This is a genomic window from Salegentibacter profundi (assembly GCF_054121475.1).
The window spans coordinates 445,864-459,870 of record NZ_JBSYGG010000001.1; the positions used below are offsets into that span (position 1 = coordinate 445,864).

Below are 14,007 nucleotides of genomic sequence, written 5' to 3' on the forward strand. Positions count from 1 at the left end.
GTTTATTTTAATTCCTTCGCTGAGCTTTCACCATTTCTTCGGTAACCTCGGTACCATTATTCCCCCAGTTGTTATAGATATAAGTAAGGACATTCGCAGCCTCCTGGTCACTTATATTTTGGGCAGTCATCACACTATTATAAGTTTCTCCATTTACTGTAATCTCCCCTGATTTTCCGTGAAGCACGATATCAATAGCTCTTTTTACATCTTCATTCAGGTAATCAGACTCAGCAAGTGGAGGGAATACCGAAGGTATTCCTTGTCCGCTAGCCTGGTGACAAGCCACACAGGTACGACCGTAAACGTTTTTACCCAGCTCCATTTTTTCTTCCAAATCTGGTTTTTCTGAAGGTCGGGAAGCCGCTAATTCTTCTTCATCCACAGGCATTTCCTGAATTCCTCCACCTTCAGGCAGATAAATACCCTCTTCAATCTTTCCTGAAAACACCTTTTTATTTTCTTCCCCTTCGGCTTTTATTTGTGCAAGGGCGCCTTTATTAAATGCTCTGAAAATCGAATGGTCAACCAGAATATATTCTCCTGGGGTTTCGATTTTAAATTCTACAATAGCAGCACCACCGGCAGGAATCAAAGTGGTTTGAACATTTTCATTGACGAGATCTCCGCCTTCTACATACACCTTATCGAAAATTTCTCCAATCACGTGAAAGGAGGACACCAGGTTTGGTCCTCCGTTACCAACATACAGTCTGACGGTTTCACCCACTTCGGCAGTAAGCGAATTATCACCGGTCATAGCACCTACTTTTCCGTTGAAAACTACATAATCTGCGTCTTCATCAATAGCTTTTTTCATATCAAAAGGCTGTAAACCGGGCTCTCCAAATTCACCTTTGGTATAAAAATCACCCTGCATGATGTAATACTCCCTGTTCACTTCGGGCAAGCCCTCTTTTGGTTCTACCAGGATCAAGCCGTACATTCCATTGGCGATATGCATCCCAACCGGTGCCGTGGCACAGTGATATACATATAAGCCGGGGTTTAATACTTTAAAAGAGAAAACAACTTCATGGCCAGGCGCCACAAATGAAGATTCGGCGCCTCCACCTGGGCCATTTACGGCATGTAAATCTATATTATGAGGTAATTTATTGTCAGGATGATTTTTTAGATGAAATTCCACCTCATCACCAACTTTGGTTCTTATGAAACTTCCAGGAACAGTGCCGTCAAAGGTCCAATAAACATATTTAACCCCGTCGGTCATTTCACTTTCTTCTTCAATAACCTCCATGTCGACCACCAGCTTTTTTGCTTTACGCCTTCCCGTAGGTTTAGGAACCTGGGGCGGGGCTGTCAATTCAGCATTCATGGTTTGACTAACTTTGATATCTTCAGCCTCCCTGGTATCTCCATCATCATTTTTACAAGATGCAAATACTATTAAAACAAAACTTAGTAATAAGGTGAGAATAGTAGATTTTAACCTAAAATTTAGTGTGGCCATAATTATTTTAGTTAGTAGCTAAGTGATTTTTGAAGCAAAATTAAGACTTGTTTATTGTTAAATCTATATAATTTTTAGAATAACTCAAAAAATATTTAAAAACAGGGCGCTAAAAAGTAAAAAATTCACTTTAATCTCAATTGTCGCCCCAATTAGGTTCTGACTTTACCGTAGTAATTTGCTTTAAAACTTCAGGTCTTATACTATGATATTTGTATATTTAATTTTCCCTGCAGACCTACTTTATGTTATAGATAATTCTAAATCTAAACATAATGAGGGATGATCGCTTAGCAAATATGTTGAAATTTCTATTTCTTCTGGGAAGTGTTCTACTAGCTATTTTTATCGTGGCCAGGATGTCGGGCTAGGACTTAACCTGATCTTCTATCTTCGGATTGAGCTTCACTGTTTCAGAGTTGTCCAGAGTTGTTCCCTTTTCTAACTTCCAGTAGATAATGGAACTGCATAGATTATCTATTGAAGAATGACTTTGCTTAATTACATTGGTTAAGGTAGAAACCGGTACCGCATTTTTGCCCCGGTGAGTTAAATGCACGTAAAGATAGTTTATGGTGGTATTATAAAAATCTTCGTTTTCCTTTAACCAGCCGGCAGGAAGGCTAGCCTGCAATTCCAGGTCAATCTCCCCGGCAATTATAAATTCATGAATTTCCTTTAATCTAAGGCTCATATGCTTACTTAAACTTTTAAGAATTTCGGTTCCCAGTTTATCATCACTATCCAGAATAAACCTGATGTTATGCATGACATCCTTAATATCTTTAGCACCATAGATCATGGATCGTAAGCCCATCATACCCGCGGTAAGTTTCCGGGCCTGCTCAATGCTAAGATTTTTCTCCTGGAGTTGGGCATAATAAACAGTGAGTTCATCTTCCAGACGTTTTATTTTTTCATATTTCCTGTTGAGGTTTGTGGCACTGCTGAATATTTTTTTCCATTGGGATTCTCTGTTCTTATCTTTTGCTCCAATTTGAAAACAATCGAGAATAAACTCTTCAGTATAAAGGAATATTTGATTCAGCTCTTTATCAAGTGCTTTTATGGCCACGTCGGGCACTTCAGTAGGGATATTTTTAACGAATAAGGTTTCTCCCTTGGGAACGGCTTTAGCGAAAAGGCTTTTAAGAAACTTAGTGAATGGCTTAAGAAAAGGGTAAAACAACAGAATTCCGAAGAGGTTGATAAGAGTATTCAGCAGGACCAATTCCATCAACGGGTCCCCTATACCAAAAACAGAATAGGTGAAATTCACCAATTCTTCTATTAAGAAAAAGATAGAGATGCCGGCGACCAGATTAAAAATCAGGTGGGCAATTGCCAATCTTTTTTTATCGCTGGTGCCACCCAGGGAACCGATAATCATGGTAGCTGTGGTGCCAATATTAGCGCCAATTACTAGCGCGACCGCCTGATAAATATCAATAAGCTGGGCATTTAGCGCACTTAAAATAATCACTATTAAAGCTGAGCTTGATTGTAATAAAGCAGTAATTACGATTCCGGTTAAAAGGAAAGCCCACAGGCCGTAGACAGCAATTTTAGTCATATCTACCTGATTCGCAATACTTTCTATAGAGTCCTTCATATAATCAAGCCCCAGAAAAAGCAAACCAAAGCCAACCAGAAAACCGCCGAGGCTTTTAAGAACCGGTCTGGAATTAAAGAACAGATAGCTTAATATCCCCACGGCCAGGAAAGGAAAAGAAAAATCGGCAATATTCATTTTAAAACCCAGGGCAGCGACCATCCAGGCTGTGAAAGTAGTTCCCAGGTTAGCCCCTAATACCACTCCAAGAGAATTCTTTAAGCCTATCATTCCCCCACCCAGGAAAGCCAGGACCAACAGGGTTACCATAGAGCTGCTCTGTAAAATGGCAGTAACTATGGTTCCGGTTATTATTCCTTTCCAGCTCTTGTTAGTAAAACGCTGAAGCAATTTTCTAAAAGCCTTGCCGGTTAAACCTTTAAGACCTTGCTCAAGATGATGCATCCCGAAAAGAAATATTCCGAGACCTGCTGAGAACATCCAGAAATCAAAACTGGTAGCTTCCATATCTAATTTTGCGTATAATAAAGATACTTAATCTAATAGATTTAAGAGCCTAACTTTCACCAATTCAATAGGGAATAACGATCAAAAAGTATATATCAAATTTGCAAAACAATTAGATTTAAAACTTTTAAAGAACAAGGAAATATTATTTTAATCCATCAATTTGAAGGGAGAGAATAACCCGGTCTATATGAGCCGCTTATTATTGTTCACGATATAGCCAGGAAAATATCCGTTTTGAGCATTTATAATATTTAATCTTATGGCGGAGGGAACGGCAGGAATAATCTCTCTTATTTTCAGAATATTATCATTCCGGCACTTTTTGTCATTTTGCCAATATATTGTACTTTCGGACACTTCATAACCCTAATATTATGTCCCAATTTTGGTTGTACTTCAGGCTTGGTCTTGAACACGTTCTAGACTGGCAGGCCTACGATCATATCCTCTTTCTTATAGTCCTGGTAGCTGCATATAGTTTTACCAGCTGGAAGAGGATCGTTTGGCTGGTAACCCTTTTCACCCTAGGTCATACCCTGGCACTTTTTCTCTCGGTTTATGAAATCGTAAGAGTAGACCCCGCCTGGGTTGAGCTTTTAATTCCGGTCACAATAATTATTACAGCGTTATATAACATTTTAACTGCAGGAAGGAAGGAGCGTAATAGAAACGCAAACTTATTATACTTCACAACGATTTTTTTCGGATTGATACACGGACTCGGCTTTTCCAGCTATTTTAAGATGGTAGCTTCTAATACCGACAGCTATTTTATTCCTCTTATAGAATTTGCTCTTGGGATAGAAACTGCGCAAATCATTGTTGTCCTCGGCATTATGATTTTTGGCTTTATCGCCCAGAATATTTTCCAGGTGTCTAAACGAGACTGGGTTCTGGTAGTTTCTTCCATAGTTGTAGGAATTATTTTACCTATACTCCAGGAAAATTTTCTGGCTATTTAATAAATTAGCCAGTTAACCAAATTCACAATAAATTTTAACCCAATGGGTTAGTATTGTATAAACCATGAATAAGAAAAAACAACTAAAGTTTGATAAGGCTTATTTAAGAATAGCTCGGGAATGGAGTAAACTTTCTCATTGCAATCGTAAACAGGTTGGCGCACTTATTGTTAAAGATAGAATGATAATCTCTGATGGTTACAACGGAACACCCAGCGGTTTTGAAAATTATTGTGAAGATGATGAAGGTTACACCAAATGGTATGTATTACATGCAGAAGCAAATGCCATTTTAAAAGTTGCTGGCTCTACCCAATCCTGCCAGGGTGCAACCCTGTACATTACAATGTCCCCTTGCAAGGAGTGTAGCAAATTAATCCACCAGGCGGGAATTACACGACTGGTTTACCACATTGGTTATAAAGATAACTCCGGCCTTGAATTCTTGAATAAGGCCGGGGTGGAACTTGAACAAATAAACGATCTGGAAGATTGAAAGGAAACTACAAAATATATACACCAATGTTATTGGCGATGGCTTGTGCTCTAGGTATATTTCTTGGAGCCCAGCTAAATTTTTCTTCTTCTTCAGATGGCCTGTTTTCTTCCAATCCAAAAAAGGAGAAACTTAACAAACTGATAGATTATATAGACTATGAATATGTAGATGATGTCAATACCGACAGTATAGTTGATATAACAGTTAACAAGATCCTGGAAAATCTGGACCCGCATTCTGTGTATATCCCTCAAAATGAATATGCCAATGTCACGGAAAACATGCAGGGAGATTTTGTAGGTATAGGCGTTAGTTTTTATAATGTGAATGACACCGTAGTGGTCATCCAGGCCTTGGAAGGTGGACCCAGTGAAAAACTAGGTATTCGCGGGGGAGACCGTATTCTCTATGCCGATGGCACCCAACTATTTAATAAAAATTTCAGCAATGATTCACTGACCCGCTTCTTAAAAGGAGAAGAAGATTCGAAGGTAACTCTAAAAGTACACCGCCAGGGCACTGAAGACCTGCTTACCTTCAAAATTCGTCGGGGGAGGGTACCTATTAAGAGCGTAAATGCTGCTTATATGCTAACACCCAAATTAGGCTATATCAAGATAAACCGTTTTGCGGAAACCACATTTAAGGAATTCAGAAAGAGTCTGAAGGAACTTGAAAAGCAAGGTGCCACGGAAATTGCGCTGGATCTGCGCGACAATCCCGGTGGCTACCTTTCAGAGGCCATCAATATCGCAGATGAATTTCTAGAAGACGATAAACTTATACTCTATACCAAAAATAAAAGTGGTGCTATTGAGGAAACCTACGCACGTCGCAAAGGCGCTTTTGAGAACTCTCCAGTGTATGTTATTATAAATGAAAATTCCGCATCTGCCAGTGAAGTAGTTGCAGGAGCGCTCCAAGATAATGATGTAGGCACCATTGTAGGAAGGCGATCCTATGGTAAGGGTCTTGTACAAAGGGAAATGGAACTTGGAGATGGCAGCGCGGTAAGACTTACCATTGCGCGATACTACACGCCAACAGGGCGCTCTATTCAGAAACCATATAATAATGGAAATGAATCTTATTTTAAAGACTATGTTCATCGGTATGAAAACGGGGAATTTAAAAGCATCGACAGTATAGATGTAAATGATTCATTAAAATATGAGACACCCGAAGGCAAAGTTGTTTACGGCGGGGGCGGCATTATTCCGGATGTCTTTGTAGGACGGGACACCAATGCCGAAATGGAAAATATAATATTAATGCATAAAAGCGGTATGATGAGCCGATTTATTTTTGATGAATTGGAAAAGAACCGGAAATTCTATAATGCACTTCACAGAGAAGATTTTAATAAAAATATCCAGATTAGTGATGAGATGATTCGTGATTTCCTGCAGTTCGGAAGAACCGAAAATATTAATGTAAGAGTCTACCGGTATAAAGATGTTTTAAAAAAATACCTTAAGGCCACTATGGCCGCACAGCTTTATGGAACTGATGCCTTTGAGAAATTAATAAACAATGGTGACAAAATAATTGAAAAAGTAATTGAATTGTCTGAGAAAAAACAATAAATTGCGTCAGTGAATGAACTCTATGAAAATTTCGTAATTTTCCTTGTAGTATCCCCCCTGTTTTTCTTCATAATCGCTGTAAGCTTCAGGTTGTTGGATAACAGTGCTTTATTATTTCTTCAAAAAGAGATCCTTGTTACTAGCTCGAATGTCTCAGATAAGTGTATAAGATATCAGATCTCAAACCATCCCGATACTGATTTTACCAGAAGACTTAAAATCGCCCTGCTTTATAAAAAATTACACCGGACATTTATCATCATGATGTTCATTTCCATACCTCTGATGTTAATCGGATATTTCCTATTAAGCTAATTTATCATGAACCTTGGTATGTTCTCCATTCCAATTAGTTAAGATATCTGTAGCAACACTAGCCCCACTTCCACAAGCTATGGCAAACTGACTCCGGCATCCTGATAAGGTGCCCGCAACATATAAGCCAGGTTGTATCAGATGATCCTCATTTTTTAACTGTATACGATTTTTTTCAGGTTTTGATTTTTTATGCGGTATTACATATTTTTCAAGGCCTCTGATAGTAAGTGAATTGGTATAGCCTACGGCTATAACAACTTTTTTAGCAGAATAAACCCCCTTATTACTTTTCACCTGGAAGACCTCTCCATGAGCAATAATTTCCTTTACTTTTTCCTTTTGTATTTGAACCAATTCTGGGTAGTTTGCAGCGAGATGTTTAAGGCCATCAGCCAGAATTTTAGCACCAGGAGTACCTGCAGGAATACCTAACACATTATTAAAAAGGGCAGTTTGGAGATGCGAGGTTTTCTGGTGGGTAATAATGCCTACTTTCTTATCTCTTGCAAAATCTTTATCCAGGGCTGATCCAAGGATTAAGGCACAAGACATACCTGCCGCCCCTCCACCGATTATTAATACATCGAAATTCATAATCTAATTATCCTGTTTCTTATAGATTTTACGGGAGAGCAGAAGAATTATCATTAAAATTATAACACATAAACTGGCGGTAATTGCTACCACAGCTTTAGCGCTATCCCCCTCTAAAAAATTATTAAAATCAAGAATAGTAGAACTATATCCTATCAGGACTATAGCAAGTAAAATAATACTATAAATTAATATTTTCATACAAATAAACTCTGAATGTTAGTCGCAAATAATTTAACGGCAATAGCCAGCAATATAACACCAAATACTTTTCTAATTACACTTATACCTTGACTTCCCAAAATTCTTTCAATCTTTGCCGATGCCTTTAAAACCGCATAAACTACGATAAGATTGATTAAGATAGCAACAATGATATTAATAGTCTGGTATTCCGCTTGTAGGGAAACCAAAGTAGTCATGGTACCTGCCCCGGCAATCAGCGGAAAAGCCAGCGGTACAATTGAAGCGGTTTCGGGCTCATCATCTTTATAAAGACTGATCCCTAGTATCATTTCTAAAGCCAGGAAGAAGAGAATAAAAGCTCCAGCAACTGCAAAGGAGTTTACATCGATACCGATTAAATTCAATATTTCTTTTCCTAGGAAAAGGAATACAATCATAAGAATTCCAGCAACGATGGAAGCCTTTTCACTTTGAATATGTCCAACTTTCTTACGAAGATCTATAATAATTGGAATATTGCCAATGATATCAATGACCGCAAAAAGTATCATCCCAGCAGTAAAAACCTGTTTTAGATCAAAATGTTTCCACATAACTCCAGTTCTGAAAATTTTGTGCAAAAGTAAATTTTAAAAATGAGGTGCCAAGTTTTTGTTTACTAATTCTTTATAAATTAAAAATAGAGTTTAATTGGTAACTGTTTCCCATTTTAGAAACCTGAAATTCTTGAAAAATGTGTCTACAGGAACTCAATATGAATGAATTAACATTTTAATTCTGACTGTTTATTTCACAAACAGTTTTCAACAATTATCTTTGCCATATGTTTCAGATAAAAAAGACCATAGTTTCAGAAGAGATCATCAATAAAGATTTTGTTTGTAATCTATCGGCTTGTAAAGGGGCCTGTTGTGTTGATGGTGATGCCGGTGCACCGGTTGAACCTGATGAACGGGAAATCATGAATGAAATCTATCCGAAAGTAAAACCTTTTCTTCGGCCAGAAGGCATTAAAGCTATCGAAGCTCAAGGAACTTATACTACTAATGAAGATGGTGAATTCGAAACCCCCCTTATCGATGGTGCCGATTGCGCCTATGTAACCTTTGACAAGAAGGGTACAGCTCTTTGCGGCATAGAGAAAGCCAATATGAAAGGCCTTATTGATTTCAAAAAACCAATTTCCTGCCATCTTTATCCGATAAGAGTACAAGACTATTCAAGCTTTTCTGCAGTAAATTATCACCAGTGGTATATTTGTGATGATGCCTGCAGTCTGGGAAAAGAACTTCAGGTACCTATTTATAAATTCACAAAAGAAGCACTAATAAGAAAATTCGGAAAAGAATGGTATAAAGAACTTGAAGAAACTGTGCAGCAACTTAAAAAGAAAAAATAGCAGCAAAATATACTTTATTCGGAATCATACTTTCTTGTTCTGAATTATTTTTATTATCTTGAATTTTCAATGCTTTATCCTACATTATACCGGATTTCCTACCTCCGGCTTTGAAATAATCCTACCTTATTTCCATTTTGCCCCTACTAGTAAAGGTTGACATTTTACTTTATAATCAAAATTATATATTATGAAAAAACTAATCTTTTTAGGGTTGTCGCTTCTATTTTGTTTCTCTACTATGGAAGCCCAGTTTTTAAAAAAGTTAAAGGAAAAAGTCGAAAAAAAAGTTGAGCATGCGGTAACCGAAAACATTTCTGATAAAGCTGCAAATCAAGCCAATAAATCCCTTAATAAAATGTGGGCAACCGATTTAAAAAACAGTCCCATTCCGATGGGTACCAGTCGTGTTGATATTAGTGAGGTACCTCAGTCTTACAATTTTAACTGGGAATACCAATTAAATATGAAAACAAAAGAAGGTGATATGGAAATGACCTATCTTTTTAAGGAAAATGCCTCATATTTCGGAATGCAAATGCCTCAATCAGAAAATATGTTCCTAGTGCTGGATATGAACAAAAAATTAAGTATAATGTATTTCTCTTCAGGAGAAAATAAATTTATAAGTGCCAGCAAAATAGATAATTTTCACGACCGGGAAGACCAAAAAAATCCTTATAGCCACTCAAAACTTAAAAAAATCGGCACAAAAGACATCCTCGGATATCATTGCCAAGGCTATGAAACTGAAACTGAAGAACACAAGATTACCTTCTATATTACCCAACAAGCCCCCATTAGTTTTGCTCATTTGTATAGTGATGAAAAAAGCAAAATACCGAAAGGTTGGAATGCCGATTGGCTTGAAAATAGTGATGCCTTGATGATGGAAATGCAGATGGTAAACAAGAAAGATCCAACTGAAAATGTGAAAATGCGATGTACACGCTTAAACAATAAATCCTTTTCAATTAACAAGGAGAATTATGTGGCTTTGAGTTCATCGAATTAAATAATGTTAGATATTGGAAGGTTTTGGGCCTTGTTGAATTAAAAAAATCAAAGATTCATGGTTTTACTCATTCAAGTATCAAAGCAGTAATAAGAAACTTTTACACCCGAAAGACATCTACTTAGTGATTTTAATTCCCCGTCGAAATTGTATCCACCCATTACTATACTGCAGCATGACCTAACTTTTGTCGGAGACTATTGTTGAAAACTTTGTTGAAAAGGTTTATGCTTTACTTATCTGATTTTCAAAACATTTCATCATATTTGTTTTGAGCCTCCAAACCAAAAAGGCTCACGCCACCCAATATGTCAAAATCGCTACAGGAAATTACACTGAAAGATGATAAAAATCGGTTCATCATTTTCCCTGTCAAGCATAATGATATATGGGATTGGTATAAAAAAATGGAATCTCGTTTCTGGACAACTCATACCGATATTGCAGACCATAAAATAGAAATCAGAGAACAAAAGTTAACTACCAACGAGAATCATTTTCTTAAAAATTTAATGGCATTTCTAGCCGGTTCCCAAAACTTATCAACACAGAATATTACCCGGAACCTTAATGGGGAGTTTCCAGAAGCAAACTTTTGTTTTGATTTCCAGGCTGTTTCAGAAAATGTACACCTGGAAAGCTTTTCTTTACTCACCCGCGCGTTTTTAAACCGTCCAAAAACTGAAGAGCGACTTTTTTCACAAATTAATCCACAAGTGAAAATTGTTGAAAAACAGATCCAGAATTGGAAAAACTCAGATTCTATGGGCGTAATCCTTATAATATCTGCTTCATTAAATGCCATTTTCTTTCCCGCAGCTTTATCTTCGCTTTTATGGCTAAAAAAACGGAAAGATCTTTCCGCATTGAACTATTATTGTGATCTTATTTCCAGGGATAAAGCTTATCACCGCGATCTTGCAATAAGCCTTTATTCAGAAAAAATTAAAAAGAATATTTCTCCTGAAGAAGTAAAAAAAATCATATTTGAAACTCAAAATTTGATAGGGGATTTTCTTTTAAAAAGTTTCCCGGTTAATTTAGTAGGAATGCCTGGAGAGCAAATGGAGCATTACTTGAAATTGCTAAGCGATGATCTTTTAACAAAATTAGGATATACTACAGAAAATCAAACAGAACAACGGCTGAGTCTTGCCCAGCAGCGTGTTGGCAAATTTCAACAAGCAGGCCGAAAAAAGGATGAAGATTCTGATAAAATCAGTTTTAAAACTGATTTGTAAAGCCTCAAAAACGTTACGTCCCCCAACGTGACGTTTTTTGAGTTTTTATAAATGTACACTCCTGGATAAAAAATTTATAGATAAGCCCAGCCACCAAATTGATCTCCCTGAAAACAAAGGCGAAATTAAGAAGTAATTCACCATCGGAAATCTTGGGAATTATTATTTTTGACCTGACTTTTGCCACAAGTCCTAATAATTACACAAATGATGAACTGGGAACAACTTCTCTCCTTGAAGCGATTTGGAGACACCAATAAACGACTTAGAAAAGAACAGAATGAAACTCGTCTTGGCTTTGAGGTTGATTACGACCGCGTAATCTTTTCTTCTGCATTTAGGAGCTTACAGGATAAAACCCAGGTTATTCCCCTTTCCAAAACTGATTTTGTTCATACACGTCTCACTCATAGCCTTGAAGTATCTGTTGTAGGACGTTCCCTGGGTCGCCTGGCTGGACAGAAGATTTTGGAGAAGCATCCGCACCTTGAGACAATTCACGGTTATCGTATGAATGATTTTGGTGGAATTGTGGCGGCTGCAGCCTTGGCACATGATATTGGAAATCCCCCATTTGGACATCCAGGAGAAAAAGCTATTGGAGAATATTTTAAATATGGTAAAGGTAAACGCTTTAAAGAACAACTCTCTGAGAAAGAATATCAAGATCTGGTGAAATTTGAAGGAAATGCCAATGGCTATAAAATTCTAACTGAAACCAGACCAGGAATACCTGGTGGCCTAAGGCTATCTTATGCCACCCTGGGCGCATTTACAAAATACCCTAAAGAATGTCTTCCGCATAAACCCACATCAAATATTGCCGATAAGAAATTTGGTTTTTTCCAGTTACAAAGCAACAATTTTCAGGAAGTGGCACAGGAATTAGGTCTAATCCAAACGGGACAGAATGGTCATTTGGGTTACGCCAGACATCCATTAGCCTTTCTGGTAGAGGCAGCCGATGATATTTGTTATACCATTATCGATTTTGAAGACGGTATTAACCTGGGACTCATAGATGAAGATTATGCCCTGGAATACCTCATAAAACTTGTTAAAGACAATATTAATACCCAAAAATATAATACACTCCAAAATACCTCAGATAGACTTGCTTATTTAAGAGCACTTGCTATTAATACATTAATTTCTGAAGCTGTTGAGACCTTTCTGAAGAACGAGGAAGCAATTCTGGAAGGAAAATACCATCACGCTTTATTTGATAAAAGCGGTTATGAAGCCCAGATAAAAGACATAATAAAAATTAGTATAGAGCGTATTTATCAGAGCGAAGAGGTAATTAATAAAGAGATTGCTGGCTACAAGATGCTCTCCTATCTTCTTGACACCTATACTAGCGCATTATTACCTACACAGGAGGAGAAGAACTCGAATTTCAATAGACTTATATTAAAATCAGTTCCTAAACTTCAGCATTTACAGAATGAAACCTCGGTATATAAAGTTCTTTTGGAAATATGTTCCTACATAGCCTCACTTACCGATGGATTAACCGTTGCTTCCTTTGAAAGATTTAAGGGTTTAAGGGTATGACTAGAACTCATAAATGAAACCAACCCCGAGTAACTGCTTAAACTGTACTCGAGGACCAAAAGTCTCCAACTCACCATCTCCATTGGTGTCCTCCTTATATTTTACATCATCGTCATATCGCAACTGGGCTCCTATATTAGCTCTTATAAAATCGTTTACCTTTAGGTCAGCATTTACTTCCCAGTCCACATCAACATTCCCGAATTTATTGAGATAATCAGAATAGAGACTTATCCGGTTATCTAGTTTAACATTGGTAAATATTTTTTTGGTAAAATTACTCGTAACTAAAAACCCTATTTCCGTTCTTACGTTTTCTCCTTCCTCTATCAAATTTCCAAGATCATCATACTGAGCCCTCTGGACCCCGAACATTCCCTCATTGGCAAGACGTTGGTCGAGAACGAAGGTAGATTTCTGGGTTAAGGGTGAGATATAAATATCCAGGGATTCGTCCTTACTGGTATATTGACTACCTACACCAACAAAAAGATATCCTGGAGCCATAAACTTCGATATTGGTTTATCGGTTTCAGGATATTTATAACCATTAGCTATTTGTGTATTAAAATTGAATTTTGCCGAATAATACCAATTAGAGATAGAATCCCTCCGATAACCAAAAGAAGAATTTAAACGAAATTCATCATCGGTTTTTCTCACCTCACGGCCTTCCTGGGCATTTAATCCATATTTAAATGAAACTACATTTTTCCAGGACAGCAATTTTTTCTTGTAATTACGTTCAAAGTTTCCATGAACAAGGGCGGAGACCGAATTATTACCCCCTGCATTCCAATTTATAAAAGTGACTTCGTTCAGGTTAAGTCCAACGGCATTCTTTTCGGTCCAGAAAACAACCATAGGAGGCTCTAGGTCAATGGTATCCAAAACCACCGACAGGGTGTCCTGAACTGGTGCAGGAGCTGAAACTTTTATTGTATCAGATGGTTTTATAGTATCTGGAATTGTCTGGTAATACGATCGGGAAGAAGCATTTAACGCAAAAAGACACGCCAAAAAGCTCAGGATTTGGATTTTCATTGGATAATTTGGATTCTTCGGATTATTCGGATTCGCAAAAATAATTAAT

The 14,007-nt window shown here is 37.4% G+C and carries 12 protein-coding genes; 7 read left to right on the forward strand and 5 right to left on the reverse strand.

Annotation, left to right across the window (positions count from 1 at the left end; all coding sequences use genetic code 11):
- Nucleotides 1-7: 7 nt before the first annotated feature.
- Together nirK and ACW6NC_RS02145 are read right to left on the reverse strand one after the other, a co-directional pair.
- Nucleotides 8-1,474, reverse strand: a complete 1,467-nt coding sequence (gene nirK, locus ACW6NC_RS02140) for a copper-containing nitrite reductase (RefSeq protein ID WP_457863536.1) — start codon at nt 1,472-1,474, stop codon at nt 8-10.
- Between the two features lie 367 nt (nt 1,475-1,841).
- Nucleotides 1,842-3,554, reverse strand: a complete 1,713-nt coding sequence (locus ACW6NC_RS02145; protein WP_457863537.1) for a Na/Pi cotransporter family protein — start codon at nt 3,552-3,554, stop codon at nt 1,842-1,844.
- A gap of 377 nt (nt 3,555-3,931) precedes the next feature.
- On the opposite strand from ACW6NC_RS02145, the gene ACW6NC_RS02150 reads away from it, so the two are divergent.
- The 3 genes from ACW6NC_RS02150 (at nt 3,932) to ACW6NC_RS02160 (ending at nt 6,604) form a co-directional block, all read left to right on the forward strand.
- Nucleotides 3,932-4,519, forward strand: coding sequence for a HupE/UreJ family protein (locus ACW6NC_RS02150; protein ID WP_457863538.1), 588 nt, complete (start codon nt 3,932-3,934; stop codon nt 4,517-4,519).
- 64 nt (nt 4,520-4,583) lie between these two features.
- Nucleotides 4,584-5,015: a deoxycytidylate deaminase gene (locus tag ACW6NC_RS02155; RefSeq protein WP_457863539.1), complete on the forward strand. Its 432-nt coding sequence runs from the start codon at nt 4,584-4,586 to the stop codon at nt 5,013-5,015.
- 26 nt (nt 5,016-5,041) lie between these two features.
- On the forward strand, nt 5,042-6,604 hold the full coding sequence (locus ACW6NC_RS02160; RefSeq protein ID WP_457863540.1) for a S41 family peptidase: 1,563 nt from the start codon (nt 5,042-5,044) through the stop codon (nt 6,602-6,604).
- A gap of 306 nt (nt 6,605-6,910) precedes the next feature.
- On the opposite strand, the gene ACW6NC_RS02165 is transcribed toward ACW6NC_RS02160, so the two are convergent.
- Together ACW6NC_RS02165 and ACW6NC_RS02170 are read right to left on the reverse strand one after the other, a co-directional pair.
- Nucleotides 6,911-7,516, reverse strand: coding sequence for an FAD-dependent oxidoreductase (locus ACW6NC_RS02165; protein ID WP_457863541.1), 606 nt, complete (start codon nt 7,514-7,516; stop codon nt 6,911-6,913).
- Between the two features lie 197 nt (nt 7,517-7,713).
- Entirely contained in the window at nt 7,714-8,295 is a 582-nt protein-coding gene (locus tag ACW6NC_RS02170; RefSeq protein ID WP_457863667.1) for a MarC family protein, read from the reverse strand.
- 230 nt (nt 8,296-8,525) lie between these two features.
- Here ACW6NC_RS02170 and ACW6NC_RS02175 point away from each other — a divergent pair, with 230 nt between their 5' ends.
- From ACW6NC_RS02175 to dgt, 4 genes are all read left to right on the forward strand, one after another.
- Nucleotides 8,526-9,101: a DUF3109 family protein gene (locus ACW6NC_RS02175; RefSeq protein ID WP_457863542.1), complete on the forward strand. Its 576-nt coding sequence runs from the start codon at nt 8,526-8,528 to the stop codon at nt 9,099-9,101.
- A gap of 190 nt (nt 9,102-9,291) precedes the next feature.
- Entirely contained in the window at nt 9,292-10,116 is an 825-nt protein-coding gene (locus tag ACW6NC_RS02180) for a DUF4412 domain-containing protein (RefSeq protein WP_457863543.1), read from the forward strand.
- Between the two features lie 308 nt (nt 10,117-10,424).
- Nucleotides 10,425-11,357, forward strand: a complete 933-nt coding sequence (locus tag ACW6NC_RS02185; RefSeq protein WP_457863544.1) for a ribonucleotide-diphosphate reductase subunit beta — start codon at nt 10,425-10,427, stop codon at nt 11,355-11,357.
- 210 nt (nt 11,358-11,567) lie between these two features.
- Nucleotides 11,568-12,914, forward strand: a complete 1,347-nt coding sequence (gene dgt, locus ACW6NC_RS02190) for a dGTP triphosphohydrolase (protein ID WP_457863668.1) — start codon at nt 11,568-11,570, stop codon at nt 12,912-12,914.
- On the opposite strand, the gene ACW6NC_RS02195 is transcribed toward dgt, so the two are convergent.
- Nucleotides 12,915-13,958: a DUF3078 domain-containing protein gene (locus ACW6NC_RS02195; RefSeq protein ID WP_457863545.1), complete on the reverse strand. Its 1,044-nt coding sequence runs from the start codon at nt 13,956-13,958 to the stop codon at nt 12,915-12,917.
- Between the last annotated feature and the right edge of the window lie 49 nt (nt 13,959-14,007).

Excerpts from the sequence above, each read along its gene's own strand:
- ACW6NC_RS02170 (WP_457863667.1), bottom strand. The coding sequence starts at position 8,295 with ATGTGGAAACATTTTGATCTAAAACAGGTTTTTACTGCTGGGATGATA.
- ACW6NC_RS02195 (WP_457863545.1), bottom strand. The coding sequence starts at position 13,958 with ATGAAAATCCAAATCCTGAGCTTTTTGGCGTGTCTTTTTGCGTTAAAT.
- ACW6NC_RS02145 (WP_457863537.1), bottom strand. The coding sequence starts at position 3,554 with ATGGAAGCTACCAGTTTTGATTTCTGGATGTTCTCAGCAGGTCTCGGA.
- ACW6NC_RS02165 (WP_457863541.1), bottom strand. The coding sequence starts at position 7,516 with ATGAATTTCGATGTATTAATAATCGGTGGAGGGGCGGCAGGTATGTCT.
- ACW6NC_RS02155 (WP_457863539.1), top strand. The coding sequence starts at position 4,584 with ATGAATAAGAAAAAACAACTAAAGTTTGATAAGGCTTATTTAAGAATA.
- ACW6NC_RS02160 (WP_457863540.1), top strand. The coding sequence starts at position 5,042 with ATGTTATTGGCGATGGCTTGTGCTCTAGGTATATTTCTTGGAGCCCAG.
- ACW6NC_RS02185 (WP_457863544.1), top strand. The coding sequence starts at position 10,425 with ATGTCAAAATCGCTACAGGAAATTACACTGAAAGATGATAAAAATCGG.
- ACW6NC_RS02180 (WP_457863543.1), top strand. The coding sequence starts at position 9,292 with ATGAAAAAACTAATCTTTTTAGGGTTGTCGCTTCTATTTTGTTTCTCT.
- nirK (WP_457863536.1), bottom strand. The coding sequence starts at position 1,474 with ATGGCCACACTAAATTTTAGGTTAAAATCTACTATTCTCACCTTATTA.
- ACW6NC_RS02150 (WP_457863538.1), top strand. The coding sequence starts at position 3,932 with ATGTCCCAATTTTGGTTGTACTTCAGGCTTGGTCTTGAACACGTTCTA.
- dgt (WP_457863668.1), top strand. The coding sequence starts at position 11,568 with ATGAACTGGGAACAACTTCTCTCCTTGAAGCGATTTGGAGACACCAAT.
- ACW6NC_RS02175 (WP_457863542.1), top strand. The coding sequence starts at position 8,526 with ATGTTTCAGATAAAAAAGACCATAGTTTCAGAAGAGATCATCAATAAA.